Origin of the sequence: Azorhizobium doebereinerae UFLA1-100 (assembly GCF_000473085.1) — a bacterium.
Classification (GTDB): Bacteria; Pseudomonadota; Alphaproteobacteria; order Rhizobiales; family Xanthobacteraceae; genus Azorhizobium; species Azorhizobium doebereinerae.
In genome coordinates this window covers 1-22,461 of the sequence record NZ_AXBA01000029.1, presented here as the reverse complement: position 1 = coordinate 22,461, position 22,461 = coordinate 1, and the positions used below count along the sequence as shown (strand labels likewise).

Here is a 22,461-nt window from a genome sequence, read left to right as displayed (position 1 = left end):
CCATGGGAACATCTCCGCGAGAATAGGGTCCGATCCGATGAATGCGCCGCTCGCCCCCTCCGCTCCCGCCTCCCTGCCCGCCACCATCCCGCCCGCGTCCTCCAAACCGGCGGCCCCCGCCGCCCACAGGGCGCCCGTTTCCGTGGCGGCCGCCCCGGTGGAGGATGTCTCGCTGGGGCTGGAAGGCTTCCGCGCCTACGACCGCATGGTCCAAGCCTTCGTCGCCCGCTTCACCGGCGGCCTGTCGCCGGCGGCGCTGGAGCTGGCCTGGACCGACTGGGGCATCCACATGGCCTCCGCCCCCGGCAAGCGGGCGGAGTTGATTCTCAAGGCGTGGCGCAAGGCGGCACGGCTCGCCGGCTACGCGGCCCGCGCCAGCCTCGACGCCAACGCCCCGCCGGTGATCGCGCCGCTGCCGGGCGACGAGCGCTTCAGTTCGCCGGCCTGGCAGAAATGGCCCTACAGCCTCTATGCGCAGAATTTCCTGCTGACCCAGCAGTGGTGGCACAATGTCACCCACGAGGTGCCCGGCACGTCCCGCCACACCCAGGACGTCACCTCCTTCCTCGTGCGGCAGATGCTGGACATGGCTTCGCCCTCCAACCTGCCGCTCACCAATCCGGACGTGCTGGCGGCGGCCCATGCGGAGGGCGGCGCGAACTTCATGCGCGGCTGGCAGAACTGGATGGACGACACGGTCGCCGCCATGTCCGGCGCGCCGGCGAAAGGCACGGAGAATTTCCGTCCCGGCGTCGAGGTGGCGGTCACGCCCGGCCAGGTGGTCTTCCGCAACCATCTGATGGAGCTGATCCAGTATGCTCCGGCGACGCCGGACGTCTATGCCGAGCCGGTGCTGCTCGTGCCCGCCTGGATCATGAAATATTACATCCTCGACCTGTCGCCGCACAATTCGCTAGTCAAGGATCTGGTCTCGCGCGGGCACACGGTGTTCTGCGTCTCATGGCGCAACGTCACGGCGGAGGATCGCAACCTCAGCTTCGACGACTACCGCCGGCAGGGCGTCCTGGCCGCGCTCGACGCCATCAACGCCATCATGCCCGGCGCGCGCGTGCATGGCACCGGCTATTGCCTCGGCGGCACGCTGCTCGCCATCACCGCCGCCGCCATGGCCCGGGCCGGGGACGAGCGGCTGGCAAGCCTCAGCCTGTTCGCGGCGCAGACCGATTTCACCGAGCCGGGCGAGTTGCAGCTGTTCATCGACGACAGCCAGCTGTTCTTCCTTGAGAGCATGATGTGGGACCAGGGCTACCTGTCCGCCGAGCAGATGGCCGGGGCGTTCCAGATGCTGCGCTCCAACGACCTCGTCTGGTCGCGCATGATCCAGGAATATCTGCTCGGCGCGCGATCGCCGATGATCGACCTGATGGCCTGGAACGCGGACACCACGCGCATGCCTTACCGCATGCACAGCGAATATCTGCGCGACCTGTTCCTCGACAATGCCTTCGCCAGCGGACATTACGTGGTGGACGGCCATCCGGCGGCGCTGCCCAACGTGCGCCAGCCCATCTTCGCCGTGGGCACGGAGCGCGACCATGTGGCGCCGTGGCACTCGGTCTACAAGCTGCACTATCTCAGCGACACCGACGTCACCTTCGTGCTCACCTCGGGCGGGCACAATGCGGGCATCGTCTCCGAGCCCGGCCATCCGCACCGCCATTTCCGCCTGCGTCACAAGGCAGCGGCGGATGCCTATATCAGCCCCGACGAATGGGTGGCCGCGACCCAGCCGCAGCAGGGCTCCTGGTGGCCGGAATGGAGCGCCTGGCTCGCGGCGCGCTCCAGCCCCATGCGGGTCGCGCCGCCGCCGATGGGCAACGGCCCGGCCGGCTATCCGCCGCTCGGCCCGGCACCGGGCACCTACGTGATGCAGCGCTGAGCCGGCCCGCCGCCCCGGCCGGAGCCTCAGGCCGGGGGAATGAGCACCGCGGCGCCGGACAGGCGCCCGGAGCGCAGGTCGTCCAGAGCGTCATTGGCCCGCGCCAGCGGATAGGAGACGGTCTGCGTATGAATGCCCACCCGCCGCGCCAGCGCCAGGAAGTCCGCCGCATCCCTGCGGGTAAGGTTGGCGACGGACAGCACCTGCCGCTCCTCCCACAACCAGCGGTAGGGAAAGCTCGGGATGTCGCTCATGTGGATGCCGCCGCACACCACCCGGCCGCCCTTGCGCACTGCCTTCAGCGCGGCGGGCACCAGCGCGCCCACAGGCGCGAAGATGATCGCCGCGTCCAGCGGCTCGGGCGGCGCCTCATCGGAGCCACCGGCCCAGACCGCCCCCATGCGGCGGGCGAAGTCCTGCGCCTGGGCGTCGCCGGAACGGGTGAAGGCGTAGACGTCGCGCCCCTGCCACCGCGCCACCTGGGTCAGGATATGCGCCGCCGCGCCGAAGCCGTAGAGGCCGAGCCGACGCCCCTCGCCCGCCATCACCAGCGACCGCCAGCCGATCAGCCCGGCGCACAGGAGCGGCGCCAGCGCGGCGTCCTCCCCGACCTCCCCCAGCGGATAGGCAAAGCGCGCGTCGGCCACCGCATGGGTGGCGAAACCGCCGTTGCGCGTATAGCCGGTGAACTCGGGATCGTCGCACAGGTTCTCGCGGTCCTCCCGGCAGTAGGGGCAGGCCTGGCAGGAGCGGCCGAGCCAGCCGACGCCCACCCGCTCACCCAGGGCGAGATGGCTCACCCCGGCGCCCAGCGCGGTGACCCGGCCGACGATCTCGTGCCCCGGCACGATGGGCCGGCGCAGCGGCGGCAGGTCGCCGTCCACCACGTGCAGATCGGTGCGGCACACCCCGCACGCGGTCACGCGGATCAACACCTCGCCCGGCCCCGGCACCGGGTCGGCCCAGCTCTGGGCCACAAGCGGCAGGCCCTCGGCGGTCAGCACCATGACGTCCATGCAGCATCTCCCATGCACGGCCCGCTGCCCGCCCGGACCGCCAAGCTCGCACCCAAGGTCAGGCGGCACCTTCCGCCTATTTGTTTAGACTTTTCCTCCGCGCATCCTGCCGCAGGCCATCTCGCGCACAATGGTCGGGCGCAAGTGTGCGCGGGCACGCGTTCCTGTGGTATGGCTAGGTTGATTTTCTGCCCGATATTTCGGAACTGTAGATGATAGGTTCAAGACTTCCCACGCAGCGGCGCGGGCAAAGGCCGTCCGCTTTGCCATTGGGGGCATGTCCGCGTCAGGTTCGCCCCGCGGCCAGCATACCAGACGCCTTGCTTCCGGGCTCTCTCTTCTCCGCAGACACGCCATGCTCGACGATTCCGTGATCTTTGACCTCTCCCCCGTCTCGCTCTGGGTGGAGGACTACAGCCGCCTGAAGGGACTGTTCGAGGCCTGGCGCCGGGCCGGCGTGCGTGACCTGCGCCACCATTTCGCCGAGGACATGGGGCGGGTGAGCGTCTGCGCGGCGCACATCGACCTCGTGAAGGTGAACCGCAAGACGCTGGAAATGTTCGAGGCCGCAAGCTTCGAGGAGCTGGCCGCCAATCTCGACAAGATCTTCCGCGACGACATGCTGTCGGTTCATGCGGAGGAACTGGTACAGCTCTGGGAGGGCGAGACCGGCTTCTTCAGCCACACCTGCAACTACACGCTGGGCGGACGGCGGCTCGACGTGCAGCTGCATGGCGTCATCATGCCCGGCTACGAGCACAGTTGGGAACGAGTGCTGGTCTCGCTGGAGGACGTGACGGAGAGCGTGCAGGCGCGCCGCCGGCTGGTGCTGAGCGAGGCCTATGCGCGCGGGCTGTTCGAGCATTCCCCCATCTCGCTGTGGGTGGAGGACTTCAGCAACGTTAAGCGCCTGCTCGATAATGTGCGGCGGCAGGGCATCATGGACTTTCGGGTCTTCACCGACGTCCACCCCGAGTTCGTCGAGCAGTGCGCCAGCGAGATCCGGGTGCTGGACGTCAACCGCCAGACGCTGCAACTGTTCGGTGCGCCGGACAAGGCCAGCCTGCTGCGGGCGCTCGACACCATCTTCCGCGACGAGATGCTTGTGGCGTTCCGCGAACAGCTCATCGACCTGTGGGACGGCAAGCTGTTCCAGCAGCGCGAGGTGGTGAATTACGCGCTGGACGGCACGACCCTGCACGTGCTGATGCAATTCTCAGTTCTGCCGGGGCACGAGCAGGACTGGTCGCAGGTGCAGGTGGCCCTCACCGACATCACCGCACGCAAGAAAGCCGAAGCCTACCTCGAATATCTCGGCAAGCACGATGTGCTTACCCGGCTCTACAACCGCTCCTTCTACGTGGAGGAACTGAACCGGCTGGACCGCAAGGGGCCGCGCCCCGTCACCCTCATCATCATCGATCTCGACGACCTGAAGAATGTGAACGACCAGTGGGGCCATGCCGCCGGCGACGACCTGCTGCGGCGGATCGGCGAGGTGCTGAACTCGCTGGTCGAGAAGCCCAACCATGCCGCCCGGATCGGCGGCGACGAATTCGCCGTCCTGCTGCCGGGGGTGGACGCGGAGGGCGGGGAAGCGGTGCTGGAAAGCCTGTTCAAGCTGGTGGAACTGAACAACCAGTTCCATTCCGCGCAGACCCCGCTCAAGCTCTCCATGGGCATGGCCACCAGCCGGATCGGCGAGCGGCTGGAGAATACCATCCGCCGCGCCGACCTCGCGATGTATACCAACAAGCGCGATGGCAAGGGCACGGCCGAGGCCGAGCCGGCGGAGCCGATCGAGGACGACTGAGCGGGCGATCACCCAACGTCAGGCGACCCCTTCGAACGCCTGCCTTATCCGCCCCGCTGCGGCTAACTGCCGCCGATCAGGATGCCCGCCGCCAGCACCAGCGCGCCGCCCAGCACCACCTGGATCACCGCCCGGAAGAAGGGCGTCTCCATGTAGCGGTTCTGGATCCAGGCGATGGCCCACAATTCCACGAACACCACGATGCCGGCCAGCACCGTCGCGGTCCAGAATTCGGGGATGAGATAGGGCAGGGCATGGCCGAGGCCGCCCACCGCCGTCATCACGCCCGAGGCGAGGCCGCGCTTCAGCGGGGAGCCGCGCCCCGAGATGACGCCGTCGTCGTGCGCTGCCTCGGTGAAGCCCATGGAGATGCCCGCGCCCACCGCCGCCGCGAGGCCCACCAGCAGCGTGGTGTAGGAATCTTGCGTGGCGAAGGCGGTGGCGAAGATGGGGGCCAGCGTCGAGACCGAGCCGTCCATCAGCCCGGCGAGCCCAGGCTGCACCCAGGTGAGCACGAACTGCCGGTGCGCCTTGCCCTCCTCCTCCGCCTTCACGTCGGGGGGCAGGTTGGCGACTTCCAGCTCCTCGGCGATCTCCTCGTGCCGCCGCTCCTGCTCGGCAAGGTCGCCGAGCAGCTTGCGCGTGCCCGGATCGCTGGAGCGCTTGGCCGCCTCCAGATAGAAATTGGCGCTGTCCTCCTCCATCTTGGCGATCTCGGCGCGGATGCGCGCGATGCCGAGATTCTTCACCAGCCACGCCGGGCGGCGGGCATAGAAGCCGGAGATGTACTCGCGCCGGATCAGCGGGATATGGTTGCCGAACCGCCGCTCATGCTCGGCGATGAGGTGGCGGCGGTGGCCGTTCTCCTCCGCGGACATGCCCTCGAACACCCGGGCGGTGCCGGGGAATTCCGCCCGCACCATCTCGGCATAATCGGCATAGATGCGGCCGTCGTCCTCTTCCGAGGAAATGGCGAGCGCGAGGACTTCCTGTTCGGACAGGTCGGAGAATTGCCGCCGCGCGGCAAAACCGGGAAGCATGGGATACGCCTTGTTTGGAATAGTTATAAACTGATTAGCACTCCGGCCGGCGTGCGACAATGCCCCTGTCGCGGCCCGTCGCGCGGCGGAATGTCCGGGCTAGCGCCAAAGCCGCCGGCCGGTTGAACTTCCGCCCCGGTCGGGCGTTGTGGCCGCAGGGGACCCAGCGAGAGGAAGCCACCATGCCGGCGAAATCCAAGGCCCAGCAGATGGCGGCCGGTGCCGCCCTTTCGGCCAAGCGCGGCGAGCGCAAGGTCAAGGACCTGAAAGGCGCCTCAAAATCCATGTACAGATCCATGGACGAAAAGGAATTACACGACATGGCCGCGACGCCGCAGAAGGGCAAGCCCGGCCACGCTGACACGTCCGCCTGAGCGGCGTCATGGCCCCGCGCGCCTTCTGGAAGGGCTATCTCAAGCTCTCCCTGGTCACCTGCCCCGTTGCCATGCAGCCGGCGGTGAGCGGGGCGGAGAAGGTGCGCTTCCACACCCTCAACGCCGCCACCGGGCACCGCGTGCGGTCGCGCTACGTGGACCCGGACGGCGACCCGGTGGACGAGGACGATCTCGTGCTCGGCTACGAGCAGGCCGAGGGCAGCCACGTGACCTTCGAGGATGGGGAACTGGAGGCGGTGGCGCTGGAGAGCACCCGCACCATCGACATCGAGACCTTCGTGCCGGCGCGGGACATCGCGTGGATCTGGTACGACCAGCCGCACTTTCTCATGCCCGACGACAAAGTGGGCGAGGAAGCCTTCGAGGTGATCCGCGCCGCCATGGCACGGACCGCCACGGTCGGCATCTCGCGCCTCGTGCTCTACCGGCGCGAGCGCGCGGTGATGCTGGTACCCCAGCCCAAGGGCATGATGCTGTGGACCCTGCGCTATGGCGACGAGGTCCGCACTTCGGAAAGCGTGTTCGGCACGCCTGAAGTGGAGAAGAAGGACAGCGAGGACGCCGGCCTGAGAAAGATGCTCTCCGGCCTCATCGCCGCCCGCACCAAGCCCTGGTCGGCGGACATGGTCGCCGATCCGGTGCAGGCCGGCCTGCTCGACCTGATCGCCGCCAAGCAGAAGGGCCGCAAGCGCCCGAAGAAGGCCGCCCCGCCGCCCAAGGCGGCGAGCAACGTGGTGGACATCATGGATGCGCTGAAGCGCAGCCTCGCCGCCGAGAAGGCCGGCGGCCGGAAGCGCTGAGCCCCCGGCGCGCGGAATCTCAGCGCACCACCACCGGCGGTGGCGGCGTGGTGGCGCCGGGGCCCAGGGACCGCTGCACCATGACGCTGTCCGACCATTTGCCATAACGGTAGGCGACCGCCGGCAGATGGCCGACGCGGACGAAGCCGAACTTCTCGTGCAGCGCCAGGGAGGCGGCATTGTCGGCGTCGATATAGCCGATCATCTGGCGGAAGCCGGCCGCCGCGCAGGCGTCGATCAGCCCCTGCATCAACAACCCGCCGATGCGGCGGCCCACGTAGTCGTGGTGGATGTAGATGGAATGCTTGACCGTGTAGCGGTAGGCGGGGCGCTTGCGGAACAGCACCACATAGGCATAGCCCACCACCACCCCGTCCAGCGTCGCGGCCAGATGGGGGAAGCGGCGGTTGCGGAAGTTCTTGCGCCGGTCCCGCAGGTCGTCGGGCTGCGGCGTGTCGGTATCCTCCACCCCCTCCTCGACCCCCCGCCGGATATGGCGGCGATAGATCGCCAGCATCGCATCCACGTCGGCATCGCGCGTGGGCCGGATCACCACCGGAATCTCGTCCATCCTCATCCCTGGTGCTGCGCGGGCGCGCCTATTCGGCGACCACGTAGGTGTAAAGCCGGATCTGGCCCGACGAATCCACCTCACGATATACGCCCTGAATTTCCACGTCGAAGCCCGGGAAGGTGTTGAAGCAGGTCTCGAACATCTTCAGGTAGTCGATCATCGGCTGGGCGCGCTCGGTGAGGCGCTCGCCGGGCACGATGGTGGCGATACCCGGCGGATAGACCACGAACGGCGTGGTGGCGATCCGCCCGGCGAGATCACCGATCGGCAGGTAGTCCACATCGTTGCGCACCAGCCGGCGGGCCGCCTCCTGCGGGGTGAGCGCGAGGTCCGGCAGGTGCGCGGCGGCGAACTGGAGCACCTGGAGCGCGCTGACGTTGGCCGCGCGGAAGAAGCCGTGCATTTCCGCGCACAAATCGCGCAGCCGCACGCCCGCATAGCGCGCCGCGCGGCGGCGATAGAATTCCGGGATCGCCTCCTCCAGCAGCGCATTCTCGTCATGCAGCTTCTTGAAGGCCACGAGGCCGCTGATGAGGGTGCCGGCCTTGCTGGCCTCCACGCCCGGCGTCAGCAGGAAGAGCAGCGAGTTGAGGTCGTTCTTCTCCGCGACGATGCGGTTCTCGCGCAGATACTGCGCCACCACGGGCGCGGGAATGCCATGCTCCGCATAGGCGCCGGTGGCGCGGTCGAAGCCGGGTGTGAGCAGGGTCAGCTTGTTCGGGTCGGTCATGGCGAAACCCGGCGCCATGCCGGAGAAGCCGTGCCAGCCCGCATCCGGCGCCAGTTGCCAGTAGGCGGGGTCGGATGCCAACTGGTCGGTGCCGATGGCCTCCCACGGCACGTCGTGGCTGCCGTCCTCCTTCAGCACGTCGCGGATGCGCACCCGGTCCGGCACGAACGGCTCGAAGAACCAGCGCCGCTCGGGGCGGCTCTCCTTCTCCTCGAACTCGCGGCGCACGGCGCGGATCTTCTTGCGCAGCTCGATGCCGAGCCGGATCGTATCGTCCCACAGCACCTCGCCCTGCCGGCCCTTCATCATCTGCGCGCCGACGTCGAGCGAGGCGAACAGCGGGTAGAAGGGCGAGGTGGAGGCATGCTGCATGAAGCTCTCGTTGAAGCGGCGATGCTCCACCCGGCGCTTCTGGCCGCGGATGTGGCGGTCCTTCATGTGGATCTGCGAGGCCTGCGAGAAGCTCGCCAGCTGCTTGTGGGTGGACTGGGTGGCGATGATGCCCGGCGCCTCTGGGCCGAGGTCCTTCAGTCCCATGGCGAAGCGCCCCGCATAGAGCGGGTGGAACTTCATGAAGCCGGCCCAGGCCTCGTCGAACAGGATGTAGTCGCACAGATGGCCGATACGCTCGATGATCATCTGCGCATTGTGGATGGTGCCGTCATAAGTGCACTGCTCCACCACCGCCACGCGGAACGGCCGCGGCCGGCGCCATGCCTCCGGGTCCTTGACCAGGGGGTGCTCGCGGATGCGCGCGCGCAGCACCTCTTCGTCCAGTTCCTCCCAGCGCATCGGACCGATCAGCCCGTAGGCGTTGCGGGCGGTGGGGATATAAACCGGGATGCCGCCGGAGATCATCAGCGCGCCGTGGTGGGCGGCCTTGTGGTTGTTGCGGTCGAACAGCACCAGGTCGCCCTCGGTGACCAGCGCCGCGAGCGCCACCTTGTTGGAGGTGGAGGTGCCGTTGAGCACGAAATAGGTCTTCTCCGCCCCGAAGATCTGCGCCGCCTCCTTCTGCGCCTGGAGGGCCGGGCCCTCGTGGGTCAAGAGGTCGCCGAGATCGAGCACGGAATTGTCCAGGTCGTCGCGGAACACCGCTTCGCCCAGGTGATCCATGAACACCTGGCCGATGGGACTGCGGGAGTAGAACACGCCGCCGTTATGGCCGGGGCAGGTCCAAAGCTGGTTGCCCTCCTCCGCATAGTCCACCAGCGCGCCGAAGAACGGCGTCTTCAGCGTCTCGGCATACTGCTTGAGGCGGCTGATCATGTTCTTGGCGATGAAGGAGGGCGTCTCCTCGGCGAGGAAGACGTAGCCGTCGATGAAGTCCAGCACCTCGACGGGCAGTTCCTCAAACCGCCGGCGGCGGATCAGGAGGATGATGGGAAAATCCAGCCCGCGCTTTCGCATGAGGTTGATCAGCGAGGCGGTCTTGCCCTCCAGGCCCTTCTTGCCCCAGTCCACCAGCATGCAGCCGATGGCGGCGTCGGTCTGCACCGCGATCTCCGCATCCTCGACCTTGCGCGCCTTCACCACCTCGAAGCCGGAGCGCTCGATCTCGTCGACGATCTCGTTGAACCGGATGCCTTCCAGGTCGTCGCCATCGAACGCCGGCGTGGAGAACAGGAACTTGAACCGCCTGAAATAATCCATGGAACCCCGGCTGAGCTTGGCAGGAGGAAAGGCCGCGCGGCGGATCTTTGCTACAGTTGTATGACGCCCGGTTGACGCCGGCCGCTAGCTTCGCCGCGGCCGCTTGCCCTTCGCCCCGGGCAACGCGGAAGCGGCGGCGCGGAAATCCGCCCACGGGTCGCGCGGCAGGTTCAGGAGGCGCGCGGGGGCGGTGTCCACGGTGAAGCGCGCCGGACCGACGTCCTCGACCTCATCCCAGGCCACCGGCATGGCCACCGGCGCGCCCGCCCGCGCCCGCGTCGAATAGGGCGCCACCGCCGTCGCCCCGCGCCCGTTGCGCAGATAGTCGATGAGGATCCGGCCCCGCCGCTTGGCCTTGGTGACCACCGCCACATAGGCCTCCGGCCTGTCCTTGGCCATGGCGACCGCCAGGTCCTTGGCGAAGCCCTTCACCGCGTCCCAGCCGGCCTTGGGCACGAGCGGGGCGACCACGTGCAGCCCCTTGCCGCCGGAGGTCTTCACGAAGCTCTCCAGGCCCGCTTGCGCGAGGCGCGCCCGCACCTCCCGGGCCGCCGCCGCGATGGCCGGCCAGGCAACGCCCTCGCCCGGGTCGAGGTCGAAGATCATCTGGTCCGGATGCTCCAGATCGGCGAGCGTCGCGCCCCAGGGATGCACCTCCAGCACGCCCGCCTGCACGAGGCCGGTCAGGCCGTCCAGATCGTCGATGGCCACAAGGTCCTGCCCGCTTTCGTCCAGCGGATCGCGCGCCAGGCGGATCGCCTTGCTGGCGCCGCGCCATACGTGCTTCTGGAAGAAGCAGGCCCCCGCCGTGCCCTCCGGGCAGCGCACCAGCGCCAGCGGGCGCCCGGTCACGTGCGGCCCCATCCAGCGCCACACCTCGGCGTAATAGTCCGCCAGCCCGGCCTTGGTGACGCCGGCGTCCGGCCAGTAGAGCCGGTCGGGATGGGTCAACGTCACCCGCGATTTCGGCGCCGGCGCCGCCTTGGGTTTGCCTGCCCCCGTCTTCCCCGCGTCCGTCTTGCCCGCCCCGTTCGTCTCCACCTTGACCCTGGCACCCGGCATGGCGGCCTCCGGCGTCTCGCGGCACACTTCCGCTGCGGTCTTGTCCTCCCGCAGCCCGCGGAAGGCAGCGTGCCGCACGTGCCGGTCCGCCGTCCAGGCGCGGAATTCCACCTCGGCCACCAGTTCCGGGCGCACGAAGCGCACGTCGCGCGCCGCCTCGGCGGACAGGCGTTCGGAAAGCGGGCTCGCCCTCACCCGCAGCGGCTCCAGGCGGGCGTAGAGGTCATGGGCCACGGCGGCGGAAAAGCCCGTGCCCACGCGCCCCGCATGCTTCAGCTTGCCGCCCTCGCCATAGCCCAGCACCAGCGAGCCGATGGCCTTCGCTCCGGTGGAGGACGGGACATAGCCGCAGATGACAAATTCCTGCCGCTCCGCGCACTTGCTCTTCACCCAGTCGCCGGTGCGGCCGGAGCGATAGGGCGCGTCCGCCAGCTTGGAGACGATGCCCTCCAGGCTGAGGCGGCAGGCATGGCGCAGGATCAGCGCGCCGTCGTCGCCGAAATCGCCGCTGAAGCGCAGCAGCGGGTCGGCCCCCGCCAGCAGGCGCTGGAGCGCCGCCTTGCGGTCGCAGAGCCGCGCGCCGGTGAGGTCGATGCCGTCGAGATACAGCAGGTCGAAGGCGTAGAAGATGAAGCGGTCGCTGCGGCCTTCGCTGAGGTCCGCCTGCAAGGCGGAGAAATCCGAGGCGCCGCTGCCGCCCTCCACCACCAGTTCGCCGTCGATCAGCGCGGTCCTGAGCGGCAAAGCGAGCAGCGCCTGCGCCACCTTGGGGCCGAAGCGCTCCGTCCAGTCGAGCCCGCTGCGGGTGAGCAGCCTGAGCTTGCCGCCGGAGATGCGCGCCTGCAGGCGATAGCCGTCGAACTTGATCTCGTGCAGCCATCTGCGCCCCACCGGGGGCTTCGCCACCAGTCTGGCCAGCGCCGGCGGCACGAAGCGGGGCAGCGCCGCCTCGACCGCGCCCGCGACGGCGGACGGGTCCGGCCGGTCGGGCAAGGCGTCCGCCGTGCCGGTCACGCTGTCCGCCTTGGCCGCGGCCTTCGCCTTGCTCTTGCCGGTGCCCTTCTTGGCATTGCCCTTGGCTTTGTCCTTGGCTTTGCTCTCGGCTTTGCTCTCGGCCGCGCCCTTGCCCTTGGGGATGGACCCGGTCCTGAAGGACCAGCCCGGAGCTTCCCCCGCCACCTCCGCGATGGAGCGCCCGGTCTTCACCGAATTGGGCTCGGCCTCCAGGATGTCGGGGTCGGCCTCGGTGCGCGCGGCGGCGTCCTCGCCCTTGATCAGCAGCCAGTTGTCGCGCTTCTCCCGCGGGCGGGCGGGCAGCCGGACGAGATGCCAGCGGCCGGTGAGCTTCTCGCCGTGCAGCTCGAACTCCAGATGGCCTTTGGCGAGGCCCGCGTGCGGATCGCCGAGGGGCGTCCACGTGCCCCGGTCCCACAGGATGACGGTGCCGCCGCCATATTCGCCCTGCGGGATGGTGCCCTCGAAATCGCCATAGGCGACGGGATGGTCCTCCACATGGACGGCGAGGCGCTTCTCCGCCGGCACGAGGCTGGGGCCGCGCGTCACCGCCCAGCTCAGCAGCACGCCGTCCAGCTCCAGCCGGAAGTCGTAATGCAGGCGCGTGGCGTTGTGCTTCTGGATCACATAGAGGCCGGCGGAGGCCACGTCCGCCGCGCCGGAGGGCTCCTGGGTGCGGGAGAAGTCGCGCTTGGCGCGATAGGTGTCGAGCGCCATGGCTCAGCCCGCCTTGCGCCGTGCGGGCGCGGCGGCTTTCGCGGCCGGCTTGGAGGTGGTCTTGGCCTTGGACTTGGCCTTGGAAGCGGATTTGGTGGCGGTCTTGGCGGCCGTCTTGGTGGCGCTCGCGCGCTTCGTCGCGCGCTTGGTGCCGCCGCTGGCCGGCGCGTCCCGGCCGGCGCTGCGGCGCAGGGCGTCCATGAGGTCCACCACCTTGCCCGTGGCGGCGGGCTTGGGCGCGCGCACCTTGCGGCCCTCCAGCTTCGCCTTCACCAACTCGGCGAGCGCGGCCTCGTAGCGGTCGTCGAACGCCGCCGGGTCGAACGACCCGCTCTTGGTCTTGATGATGTGCTCGGCCAGTTCCAGCATTTCGCCCTGAACCTTGATCTCCGGCAGATCCTCGAATGCGGCGTCGGCGGAGCGCACCTCATAGTCATAATGCAGCGTCGTGGCGATGAAGCCAGCGCCCTGGGGCCGGATCAGCACCGTGCGCACGCGGCGGAACAGCACGGTGCGCGCCAGCGCCGCCACCTTGCGCGCCGCCATCACCTCGCGGATCAGCGCGAACGCCTTGCCCGCCGCGCGGTCGGCGGGCGCCAGATAATAGGGCATGTCGAAATAGAGCGGGTCGATATCGTCGCAGGCGAGGAAGGCTTCCACCGGCAGGGTCTTGGTGCTGTCGGGAACCACCGCCGCGATCTCGTCCGGCTCCAGCACCACATAGTCGCCGGCCCCGGTCTCGTAGCCCTTCACCTGGTCTTCGCGCGGCACTTCCGCGCCGGTCTCCTCGTCCACGAACTGGCGCGCGACCCTCTGGCCGCTCGCCCGGTCCACCATGTGGAATGAGATGCGCTCCGCCCTCGACACGGCGGCATACAGGCCGACCGCGCAGGACAGCTCAGCCACCTTGAGAAATCCCTTCCAGAGCGCGCGCGGAGCCAAGCGGATCCTCCCGGCAATTCGGCCGGGGATCAACGCGCGAGCAGGTCACACCGTTCCTCGCGGCCACCATGCTGTGGGTACGGCCTGGGGAATGGCCGCGAGGCGCGGGTCGCTCTGAGGCTCATGTGCGGGCAGGCACCAGAGACGAAGCCTTTACGCTCAGACCGTCAGGGCGGTCTCTTCGAGCGAAGCGGTGCTGTCGTCTTCCGCCGCCGCGTCGGCGGCGTCCTTGGCTTCGGCGTCCTTCTTCTCCTGCGCCGCCTTCACCGCTTCCGCGATGCCGGCGAGGTCGAGCTTCACCACGGGCTTGTAGGGATTGGTCCCATCGCTCTTGGTGCTGCTGGACGACGACGCGGTGCTGGAGGTCGCCGAAGTGGACGAGGTGGAGTCCGTGCTGGAGGACGCGGACGTCGCCTGCGTGCCCTGGCTCTGCTGGGCCTGCTGCTGTTGCTGCAACTGCTGGATCTGCTGCGTCAGCTTCTCGATGAGCTGCTGCTGCGTGGTGATCGCTTCCTGGTCGCTTTCCTTCTGGGCCGTCTCAAGGGCCTGCTGGGCCTTCTCAAGGTCGGCCTGAAGCTTCGCGAGCTTGGAAGCGCTGCTTGAAATGGTGGAAAGACTCGTACTCGCAGAACTCTGCGTCGATGAAATACTGGTCATAGGAGCCAGCTCCGGTGATCCCCACCACCGGACCGGACCGTGGTGGGCCAAGCTTGCACGAGGCTGTTCTCCGGTATCCCGTGGCGCGCGCCGGGACGGCTTTCGCGCCGCTTTCGGGGAGGCACTCGAAATTCGCCTGCGGAATGTGCAGGATAGGGCATGGATTACCGCACGTCACTGATCGCCCTCCCCAGCACGCCGTTCAAGCTCGCCGCGCGCGATCCGGCCATGCACAATTCCTATTCCGGCCGGGCGGACGCCCAGCCTGAGATCGACGCCCAGCTCAAGCGCATGGGCGATCTCCAGGAAAAGCTCTATGCCGAGCGGCGGCACGCGTTGCTGATCGTGCTCCAGGGCATCGACGCGGCGGGCAAGGACGGCGTGTGCTGGCACGTGCTGAAGGGCATCGGCCCGCAGGGGTGCCACGTGGCCTCGTTCAAGGAGCCCTCGGCGGCGGAAAAGGCGCACGATTTCCTGTGGCGGGTGCATCCCCACACGCCGGCGCTCGGCAGCGTCGCGGTGTTCAACCGCTCGCATTACGAGGACGTGCTCGTCGGCCGCGTCCATAAGCTGGTGGACGAGGAGGTGTGGCGGGCGCGCTATGACGTCATCAATGATTTCGAGCGCGGCCTGCGGCTGGCCGGAACGACGATCCTGAAGTTCTTTCTCTACATCTCCAAGGAGGAGCAGCTGAGGCGCTTCGGCGACCGGCTGAACGATCCCGAACGGCACTGGAAGATCAGCGCCGCCGACTATACCGAGCGCGCCCGCTGGGACGACTACATGGCGGCCTATGACGACATGATCGTCAATTGCTCCACCACCCACGCGCCCTGGTACGTCATCCCGTCCAACCACAAGTGGTTCCGCGATCTCGCCATCTCGCAGATCATCGCCAACACGATGGAGGACATGGCCCTGAAGCCGCCCGCCGCGGACGTGGACATCGCCGAGATCCGCAAGCTCTACGAGGCCGAGGTGGAGAAGGCGAAGCAGAACGGCGAACTGAAGGACAAGGCCAAGAACAGCGGCTGACCCCGCCGCACACGAAAAGGGCCGGCCCCGCGGATGCCGGGCCGGCCCTCTCGTTGCAGCGGGTGCGATCAGCCGAACAGCTTGGCCGCGGTCTTGGCGACCAGCCCGCCCTGGTGGCGGGCACCTTCCAGCTCGATGGCGCTCGGCTGGCGGGAGCCGTCGCCGCCGGCGATGGTGGTGGCGCCATAAGGCGAGCCGCCGACGATCTCCGACAGCGTCATCTGACCCTGGTGGCTGTAGGGCAGGCCGACGATGGTCAGGCCGAAGTGCAGCAGGTTGGTGATGATGGAGAACAGCGTCACTTCCTGGCCGCCGTGCTGGGTGGCGGTGGAGGTGAAGGCCGCGCCCACCTTGCCGTTCAGCGCGCCGCGCGCCCACAGGCCGCCGGCCTGGTCGAGGAAGGCGGCAAGCTGCGAGGGCATGCGGCCGAAACGGGTGGGGGCGCCGACGATGATGGCGTCATAATGCTCAAGGTCCGCCACGGCGGCGACGGGGGCCGCCTGGTCGAGCTTGAAATGGGCCGCCTTGGCGATCTCTTCCGGAGCGGTCTCGGGCACGCGCTTCACATCCACCGTGGCGCCGGTGCTGCGCGCACCTTCGGCGACGGCGTTCGCCATCGTCTCGATGTGGCCGTAGGACGAATAATACAGAACCAGAACCTTAGCCATTGCGGCCTCCCGGACATGGGGCGCGCGACCGCGCCGCCTGAAACGTGGCCGGACCTTCGCATGGGAAGATGACGGGAAATAGTCGAATAATGTTGCACTCGACGTTCAACAAATTCGAACGATCACCCGCTTCCTGCCGCCTCAGTCTCGGGCGAAGCGGCGGAATTCCCGGGCCACCCGCTCGTAGACCCGCCGCTTGAACGGGATCACCAGGTCAACGGCCCGCTCCAGATGGTCCCAGCGCCAGGCGCTGAACTCGGCCTTATGGGCGCCGCCGCCGGGGCGCAGGATCTCGATCTCGCCCTCCTCGCCGGTGAAGCGCAAAGCGAACCATTTCTGCGTCTGTCCGCGATATCTGCCGCGCCAGGCCTCGCCCGCCACCCGGCCGGGCAGGTCGTAGGTCAGCCAGTCCTCCACCTCGCCCAGCTTCACCACGGAGCGGATGGAGGTCTCCTCATAGAGTTCCCGCAGCGCCGCCTCATAGGGGTCCTCGCCCCGGTCGATGCCTCCTTGCGGCATCTGCCAGGAATGGGTGGCGTCCACATGCTCGGCTCCGCCGAGGCGCTGGCCGAGGAAGACGCGCCCGTCGCGATGAAAGACGGCGAGCCCCACGCAGGGGCGGTAGGGAAGATCCTCGAGACGTGCCATCACTACCTTTCCCGCTGCGCCGCACTCCAGACCGGCGGCCGCCGGTTCGGCGGCCCTGCTCCGGCGCATCGCGCAACCGAAGCGCAGGCGGACGGCCCTGGCAAGGGGCCGCCGGGCAAAAGGTCGCGGATGAAACGAAGCGGACGCGATCTTCCACAAAGCGAGGTCGTCACGGCACCCTCGCGGGCCGGCACCGCCGGCCCGCCTGCCGGATCCCTCAATGGGCGCGGGCGCGCTGCATGGGCATGGCGGTGGAGCCCCAGGCCCGCAGCGAGGCCCAGGTGCGGCGCTCCAGCTGGAAGCGGTCCACCGGAACCGAGGCGGACAACGCCCGCACCCGGCACAGGCCGACGCCGGACCATTGGAAGGCGCACTTCTCCAGCACCCGGCGGGAGCCGGGATTGACCACCCGCGCCGCGCCGGCCAGGAGATCGATGTCGGTCTCGGAGAAGACGTAGTCGATCACGGCGCGCATGGCCTCGGTGGCGATCCCGCGGCCCCAGAAGGGCTCGCCGATCCAGTAGCCGATCTCGTGCACCGGCTCGGGCGGCCGGCGGCCGAACCCGCACATGCCGACAAGGGCCTGCTCGCCTTCGTTTTTCAGGAACAGGGCGAAGGTGGCGGCGTCCGGCGTCTGGGCCAGGGTCTCCACGAAGGCGCGGGCATCGGACAGGCGATAGGGATAGGGCAGGTTCGCCGTCATCTCGGCGATCTTATGGTTGTTGGCCAGGGCCGCCACGGCCGGGATGTCCTCGATGCGCGGCGCGCGGAGCACGAGCCGTTCGGTTTCGAGGACGGGGATACAGCTCTCCGCGAGCTGAACGCCCAAAGGCTGTTCGACGATGGTCATGGCAGGCTCCTTGGCAGGCAGGGCGGTGGACAAACGAAAACCGGGGAGACGATTCACTCGTCTCCCCGGTTTTCCGGAAGCCCAGGCGTCCTGGTCAGGCTCCCACCGGCTCGACGAGCGCGGCGGGATCCATCACCTTGGATTCTCGCCGCTTATTCAGCCGCCTGAAGGGCGGCGGGGACCACGGATACGTAAGTTCGGTCGTTGGATTTGGTGCGGAATTCGACTCGGCCTTCCACGAGGGCGAACAAGGTATGGTCCTTGCCCATGCCCACATTGAGGCCGGGATGCCACTTCGTGCCGCGCTGGCGCACGATGATGTTGCCGGAGATGACGGCTTCGCCGCCAAACTTCTTCACGCCAAGGCGGCGACCGTCGGAGTCGCGCCCGTTGCGGGAGGAACCGCCTGCTTTCTTATGAGCCATTTTGCGTTCTCCGTCCTATCAGGCTTCGGCCGCGGCGGCCGGAGCCGTGCGGGGGGCGCGGACAGCGGCCTTGGCCACTTCGCCGTTGAGCCCCGAAATCTCGGTGATGCGCACCACCGTCAGGTCCTGACGGTGACCGCGCTTACGGCGGGAATTCTGCCGGCGGCGCTTCTTGAAGGCAATGACCTTCTCGCCCCGGGTCTGCTCCACCACCTCGGCGGTGACGGAAGCGCCTTCCACGATCGGCGCGCCCACATGGGTGGCTTCGCCCGTCAGCAGAAGAACCGGGAAGGTCACGCTCTCGCCAGCCGCGGCTTCGAGCTTCTCCACCGTGATCACATCATCGGCGGCAACGCGATACTGCTTGCCGCCCGTTTTGATGACCGCGAACATCTTGTCTCGCTTTCGTGTTCAGCCACGCCTCGAAGGGCAGGCTTCTTTCGGTCGATTGGGAATTCCCGCAAGTGCCAAAAGGCTCTCATGGGAGGGGTTCCTTTACGCGCGAGGGGGCCGCATGTCAATGCGCGAGACATTGGAATTCCTGCAATCCCGCTTGCGCGGCGGCCGATCCTTTGGCATCGACGCGCCACCGACCGCAAGGCCGGACCCGCGCCCTGCCCCCAGTCGAAGACCCCGCCCGTTCCGCCGCCCGCGGCAATGGAGCGGCGAGCGCCGCAAAGGACCGCCCATGCTGCCCACGTCCGCCAAGATGCCCGACGAGGTTCCGGTCATCCGGACCATCGCCATGCCGGCCGACACCAACCCCTCCGGCGACATCTTCGGCGGCTGGCTGATGTCGCAGATGGACCTCGCGGCCGGCAACATCGCCGCCCGCCGCGCCCGCGGCCGCGCCGCCACCGTGGCGGTGGAAGCCATCACCTTCCTCTCCCCGGTCTATGTGGGCGACGAGGTGACGCTGTTCGGCAAGCTGCTCTCGGTCGGGCGCACCTCCTTGCGCATCGAGGTGGAAGCCTGGCGCCGGGCGCGCGAGAGCGAGGAAACGCGCAAGGTGACGGAGGCCATCTTCACCTTCGTCGCCATCGACGCCCAGGGCAATTCCCGCCCCGTCCCCACCGACGGCTGATGCCCCGGCCGGTGCCGGGCGCGGGGCAGCGGGCCGTTCCGTCCGCCTTTCCCCGCCCGCCGTCCCGCCCTGCGGGATTGCCCGGACCTTGCATTGCCCACAGGGTGCTCTTGTCTCGCCCCCAGGTCTCGGCTAGAAGCGCTGGCAACCACGGCGGGACCTATCGGTCTCGTGCCTTCCTGATGGAGAGGTGGCAGAGTGGTCGAATGCACCGCACTCGAAATGCGGCATACGGGCAACCGTATCGGGAGTTCGAATCTCCCCCTCTCCGCCAGCCTCCCTTGCGACCGCACGCTACAGACGGCCATGTCGGCTGACGCCCAGGGCCCGGAGCGATCACCTCATCCTTGAGCTTGGCTGCCGCGATGTCACGCGGCCGATGGGTCGTGGCCGCGGCTTCAACCGCCGAAGGCGACGGCAACCGCGACCAGCGCGCCGCCGATCGCCACCATCATGAAACCCGTGCGCCACGGCCGCCCCACCTGCCAGCCGAAGGTGAAGCCGGCGAGAAACAGCATGGCGACGGCAGCGGCATTGGACAGCCGGACAGCCAGAGCGACGTCGCCGAGCAGGATGAAGGGCGCGGCGACCGGGAACAGGCACAGGAAGACCAGCAGGAAAACCCCGAGGGCGGCGAGATAATCCTCCCGGCTGAAGCGCGCCTGGAGGCTCTCGGCCGGAACAGCGCACAGATGGACGCGGATGCGCTCAAGCTCGCGATCGGTGAGGGCGGGCAGGACGGACGAGGGCAGATGCGTCGCGACGATGGCGCGCCCGGTGGCCGCGCTCCTGGCGTCGCGGATCGCCCGCAGCGTCGCCAGCGCCAGCCTGCGCTCGCCCCAGGCGCCCATCAGATACATCACCGCATCGATGATGGCCCAGGCCAGGTTGCTGCCCAGGAGACCGAGCAGGACGGTCCGTACATCCGCCCGCCCCGCGCCGGTGGCAGAGAGCGACAGCGTGAAGGTCAGCACCATGATCAAGCCGAACAGGATCTCGCTCGCCCGCGACACCGGATCGAGCACGCGGCGGGAAAGAGCCGCGCGCACGGCGGCGCTCTCTTCCGCGGTGCTCTCCTCCGCCCTGCCCTCCTCCGCCACGGTCGCGGCGGGATGGCCCGCCCGCGGCCTCATCGGGCGGGCGGGCGCAGGACCGGCATCGGCCTCACCGCCCACCGGCGACATCCATCAGGCTGCCCGTCACATAGGACGCGGCGTCGCTCAGCAGCCAGACGATCGCCTCCGCCACTTCCTCCGCCGTGCCGGGCCGCCCCATGGGCGTGGTCGCGCCGAGCGCCTGGGCGCGGTCGGGACGGCCGCCGGACGCATGGATCTCCGTCTCGATCAGCCCCGGACGCACGGCATTGACCCTTATGCCCTTGGGGCCCAGCTCCTTCGACAGGCCGATGGTGAGCGTGTCCATAGCGCCCTTGGAGGCGGCATAGTCGACATATTCGCCCGGCCCGCCCAGCCGCGCGGCGGCCGAGGACACGATCACGATGGACCCGCCCCGTGTGAGCCGGCGCGCCGCCTCCCGGGCGCAGAGGAACGCCCCCAGCAGATTGACGTCGAACATGCGCCGCAGGCGGTCCACGCTCATGTCGGCGAGCTTGGCGCCCTCCGCGACGATGCCGGAATTCACCACCACGCCGGCGAGCGGACCCAGCGTCTGCGCCGCGTCGAACAGCCGGAGGACATCCGCCTCGCACGCGACATCGCCCTGGACCGCCAGGGCGCGCACGCCCTGCGCCGCGATGTCCGCCACGACGGCCTCGGCCGCCGCCACGTCGCGCACATAATTCACCGCGACGGACCAGCCGCGCGCGGCCGCCAGTTTCGCCGTCGCCCGGCCGATGCCCCGGCTTCCGCCGGTGATGAGTATCGTCTGTCCCACGCCGTCCTCCCCGATCTGCCCGCCAGCATAGGGGAAGGCCCGCCAGCGGGTGAAGGGCCGCCATGCGACGGCAGCGACGGGGCCGGGCGCGGCGCACACCTATGTCGCCTGGAGCCGGATCCCGTCAGGTTGCGACAGACTGATTGATGGATCCGCCCCGGCACGTCGGTCGAGGACGTCTTACCGTTCAAACGGTGGGCGTCTGAACGGAACCTGCTCTAGCTGAGCGGCCGCTCCAGATCGAATCGGGTGTCCGGCGTCACCTCCGCATAGGCCGTCGGGCCGCCGGCCCGCAGCACCACACCGGCACCGAACGTATCGAAGATGCCGTCCTTGAGCAGGTCGCGGCGAATGTGGACGCCGACCACCTCGCCCAGCACCAGCCAGGCGCCGATCTGCGCGCCCGACGCGCTGCGGAGTTGGTGAATATCCGCCACCTTGCACTCGAACTGCACCGGGCTCTCGGCCACGCGGGGCACGTCGACGAGGCGCGAGGGCGCCTTGGTCAGGCCGGCGCGGGTGAACTCATCTTCGCCATAGGGCAGCGGCGCGCTGGTCTCGTTCATGCGGCCGGCCAGATCGCGCGTGACCAGGTTCCAGACGAACACGCCGGTTTCACGCGCATTGCGCAGCGAATCCTTCGCGCTGGTGCTGGAGAAGCCGATGATCGGCGGCTTGTAGTTGAAAGCGTTGAAGAAGCTGTAGGGCGCCAGATTGACGCTGCCGTCGCTGCCGCGCGTCGCCACCCAGCCGATCGGCCGCGGGCCGATGATCGCATTGAGCGGATCATGCGGCAGGCCGTGGCCCTTCGATGGTTCGTAGAAATGGCGGTCCGTCTCCAAGGTCATTCAACGCCTCCCCGCGCCGGCCGCTGCCGGCGGTCACAATCGCTCGAAGCGGGACCATGGCGCAGGGCTGGGTCGGAGGCCAGCAGTTGTTGGCGGAGGTCAGGGGCTTGGCTCGGCGGGGCTGGGCGGCTCGGGCTCAGCGGAGATGTTGATCTTGCGCTCAGGATTGCCGGTGGTGCCGGGGCTGGTGACGGAGGCCGAGCTCCCGGTGGCGGCGAGCTCGGCGGGGCGCCCGGCGCGGCCATCGGCGCCTGGCGGCCGTGGTGCCTGGGCGGCGCCCGGGATGGCCGCCGGCCCCGCCCGGCGGGCGGGGCGCCGGTTGGCCGGCTGCTGAGCCGTTGCTCAGGGGCGGTGCCGCGCGCGGCGGGCGGGCAACGCAAAACCCCCGGCCGCGTTGAGCGGACCGGGGGTCTTGTGTGTCTTGTGATCTGGGCGGATCCTGATCATGTGCTTTGCAGGCCTGGCAGCGACCTACTCTCCCGCATCTTAAGATGAAGTACCATTGGCGCAGAGGAGTTTAACGGCCGAGTTCGGGATGGAATCGGGTTCAGGCTCCTCGCAATGACCACCAGGCCGGCGAAGCACATGATAGGGATGAAGCTGGTTTTAGGATGGGTCCGGATCCGGCTCGTTTTGAGCGGATGGACATAGAGGATGAGAACGATCAAGCCAATCGAGCGATTAGTACCGGTAAGCT

The 22,461-nt window shown here is 68.6% G+C and carries 21 protein-coding genes, 1 tRNA gene and 1 rRNA gene; 7 read left to right on the top strand and 16 right to left on the bottom strand.

Annotation, left to right across the window (positions count from 1 at the left end; all coding sequences use genetic code 11):
• The first annotated feature begins 37 nt into the window (after positions 1 to 37).
• Entirely contained in the window at positions 38 to 1,900 is a 1,863-nt protein-coding gene (locus tag YU1_RS0119180) for a PHA/PHB synthase family protein (RefSeq protein WP_084539978.1), read from the top strand.
• 26 nt (positions 1,901 to 1,926) lie between these two features.
• On the opposite strand, the gene YU1_RS0119175 is transcribed toward YU1_RS0119180, so the two are convergent.
• Positions 1,927 to 2,916 (bottom strand): zinc-dependent alcohol dehydrogenase family protein, encoded by a 990-nt coding sequence (locus YU1_RS0119175; protein WP_029005464.1) that lies wholly within the window; start codon positions 2,914 to 2,916, stop codon positions 1,927 to 1,929.
• Positions 2,917 to 3,271: 355 nt separating this feature from the next.
• Between YU1_RS0119175 and YU1_RS0119170 the strand changes: the two genes are divergently transcribed.
• A complete protein-coding gene (locus tag YU1_RS0119170; protein WP_029005463.1) occupies positions 3,272 to 4,729 on the top strand; it encodes a sensor domain-containing diguanylate cyclase in 1,458 nt (485 codons plus the stop codon).
• A 62-nt stretch (positions 4,730 to 4,791) separates the two neighbouring features.
• Here the strand turns inward: YU1_RS0119170 and mbfA are convergent, their stop codons facing one another.
• Positions 4,792 to 5,769, bottom strand: coding sequence for an iron exporter MbfA (mbfA, locus tag YU1_RS0119165; protein ID WP_029005462.1), 978 nt, complete (start codon positions 5,767 to 5,769; stop codon positions 4,792 to 4,794).
• A 182-nt stretch (positions 5,770 to 5,951) separates the two neighbouring features.
• Between mbfA and YU1_RS0119160 the strand changes: the two genes are divergently transcribed.
• Both YU1_RS0119160 and ku (YU1_RS0119155) read left to right on the top strand, forming a co-directional pair.
• Positions 5,952 to 6,143, top strand: coding sequence for a DUF3008 family protein (locus tag YU1_RS0119160; protein WP_029005461.1), 192 nt, complete (start codon positions 5,952 to 5,954; stop codon positions 6,141 to 6,143).
• Between the two features lie 8 nt (positions 6,144 to 6,151).
• Positions 6,152 to 6,964 (top strand): non-homologous end joining protein Ku, encoded by an 813-nt coding sequence (ku, locus tag YU1_RS0119155; protein WP_029005460.1) that lies wholly within the window; start codon positions 6,152 to 6,154, stop codon positions 6,962 to 6,964.
• A gap of 19 nt (positions 6,965 to 6,983) precedes the next feature.
• Here ku (YU1_RS0119155) and YU1_RS0119150 read toward each other — a convergent pair whose 3' ends face one another.
• The 5 genes from YU1_RS0119150 to YU1_RS0119130 form a co-directional block, all read right to left on the bottom strand.
• Positions 6,984 to 7,535, bottom strand: coding sequence for a GNAT family N-acetyltransferase (locus tag YU1_RS0119150; RefSeq protein ID WP_425339167.1), 552 nt, complete (start codon positions 7,533 to 7,535; stop codon positions 6,984 to 6,986).
• A gap of 28 nt (positions 7,536 to 7,563) precedes the next feature.
• Entirely contained in the window at positions 7,564 to 9,921 is a 2,358-nt protein-coding gene (locus tag YU1_RS0119145) for an Orn/Lys/Arg family decarboxylase (protein ID WP_029005458.1), read from the bottom strand.
• Between the two features lie 84 nt (positions 9,922 to 10,005).
• Positions 10,006 to 12,714, bottom strand: coding sequence for a DNA ligase D (gene ligD, locus YU1_RS0119140; RefSeq protein ID WP_029005457.1), 2,709 nt, complete (start codon positions 12,712 to 12,714; stop codon positions 10,006 to 10,008).
• 3 nt (positions 12,715 to 12,717) lie between these two features.
• Positions 12,718 to 13,656, bottom strand: a complete 939-nt coding sequence (ku, locus tag YU1_RS0119135; RefSeq protein ID WP_029005456.1) for a non-homologous end joining protein Ku — start codon at positions 13,654 to 13,656, stop codon at positions 12,718 to 12,720.
• A 159-nt stretch (positions 13,657 to 13,815) separates the two neighbouring features.
• Positions 13,816 to 14,313 carry a hypothetical protein gene (locus YU1_RS0119130; protein ID WP_029005455.1) on the bottom strand — a complete coding sequence of 166 codons (498 nt, stop codon included), beginning with the start codon at positions 14,311 to 14,313 and terminating at the stop codon, positions 13,816 to 13,818.
• 159 nt (positions 14,314 to 14,472) lie between these two features.
• On the opposite strand from YU1_RS0119130, the gene YU1_RS30210 reads away from it, so the two are divergent.
• Positions 14,473 to 15,348 carry a polyphosphate kinase 2 family protein gene (locus tag YU1_RS30210; RefSeq protein WP_051357030.1) on the top strand — a complete coding sequence of 292 codons (876 nt, stop codon included), beginning with the start codon at positions 14,473 to 14,475 and terminating at the stop codon, positions 15,346 to 15,348.
• 68 nt (positions 15,349 to 15,416) lie between these two features.
• Here the strand turns inward: YU1_RS30210 and wrbA are convergent, their stop codons facing one another.
• The 5 genes from wrbA to rplU form a co-directional block, all read right to left on the bottom strand.
• Positions 15,417 to 16,016, bottom strand: coding sequence for an NAD(P)H:quinone oxidoreductase (gene wrbA, locus YU1_RS0119120; protein WP_029005454.1), 600 nt, complete (start codon positions 16,014 to 16,016; stop codon positions 15,417 to 15,419).
• Between the two features lie 141 nt (positions 16,017 to 16,157).
• The gene (locus tag YU1_RS0119115) at positions 16,158 to 16,664 is read right to left on the bottom strand and encodes an RNA pyrophosphohydrolase (RefSeq protein WP_029005453.1); all 507 of its coding nucleotides are present in this window, start codon (positions 16,662 to 16,664) and stop codon (positions 16,158 to 16,160) included.
• Positions 16,665 to 16,881: 217 nt separating this feature from the next.
• The gene (locus YU1_RS0119110; protein WP_029005452.1) at positions 16,882 to 17,514 is read right to left on the bottom strand and encodes a GNAT family N-acetyltransferase; all 633 of its coding nucleotides are present in this window, start codon (positions 17,512 to 17,514) and stop codon (positions 16,882 to 16,884) included.
• A gap of 152 nt (positions 17,515 to 17,666) precedes the next feature.
• Positions 17,667 to 17,939, bottom strand: a complete 273-nt coding sequence (rpmA, locus tag YU1_RS0119105; RefSeq protein WP_029005451.1) for a 50S ribosomal protein L27 — start codon at positions 17,937 to 17,939, stop codon at positions 17,667 to 17,669.
• A gap of 18 nt (positions 17,940 to 17,957) precedes the next feature.
• The gene (gene rplU / locus YU1_RS0119100) at positions 17,958 to 18,332 is read right to left on the bottom strand and encodes a 50S ribosomal protein L21 (protein ID WP_029005450.1); all 375 of its coding nucleotides are present in this window, start codon (positions 18,330 to 18,332) and stop codon (positions 17,958 to 17,960) included.
• Positions 18,333 to 18,627: 295 nt separating this feature from the next.
• Between rplU and YU1_RS0119095 the strand changes: the two genes are divergently transcribed.
• Both YU1_RS0119095 and YU1_RS0119090 read left to right on the top strand, forming a co-directional pair.
• The gene (locus tag YU1_RS0119095; RefSeq protein ID WP_029005449.1) at positions 18,628 to 19,023 is read left to right on the top strand and encodes an acyl-CoA thioesterase; all 396 of its coding nucleotides are present in this window, start codon (positions 18,628 to 18,630) and stop codon (positions 19,021 to 19,023) included.
• A gap of 184 nt (positions 19,024 to 19,207) precedes the next feature.
• Positions 19,208 to 19,297, top strand: a tRNA-Ser gene (locus YU1_RS0119090).
• Positions 19,298 to 19,421: 124 nt separating this feature from the next.
• Here the strand turns inward: YU1_RS0119090 and YU1_RS0119085 are convergent.
• From YU1_RS0119085 to rrf, 4 genes are all read right to left on the bottom strand, one after another.
• Positions 19,422 to 20,072 (bottom strand): hypothetical protein, encoded by a 651-nt coding sequence (locus tag YU1_RS0119085; RefSeq protein ID WP_029005448.1) that lies wholly within the window; start codon positions 20,070 to 20,072, stop codon positions 19,422 to 19,424.
• Between the two features lie 115 nt (positions 20,073 to 20,187).
• Positions 20,188 to 20,916: an SDR family oxidoreductase gene (locus tag YU1_RS0119080; RefSeq protein WP_029005447.1), complete on the bottom strand. Its 729-nt coding sequence runs from the start codon at positions 20,914 to 20,916 to the stop codon at positions 20,188 to 20,190.
• Positions 20,917 to 21,134: 218 nt separating this feature from the next.
• On the bottom strand, positions 21,135 to 21,764 hold the full coding sequence (locus YU1_RS0119075) for a flavin reductase family protein (protein ID WP_029005446.1): 630 nt from the start codon (positions 21,762 to 21,764) through the stop codon (positions 21,135 to 21,137).
• A 458-nt stretch (positions 21,765 to 22,222) separates the two neighbouring features.
• A 5S ribosomal RNA gene (gene rrf, locus YU1_RS0119070) occupies positions 22,223 to 22,337 on the bottom strand.
• Positions 22,338 to 22,461: the final 124 nt, after the last annotated feature.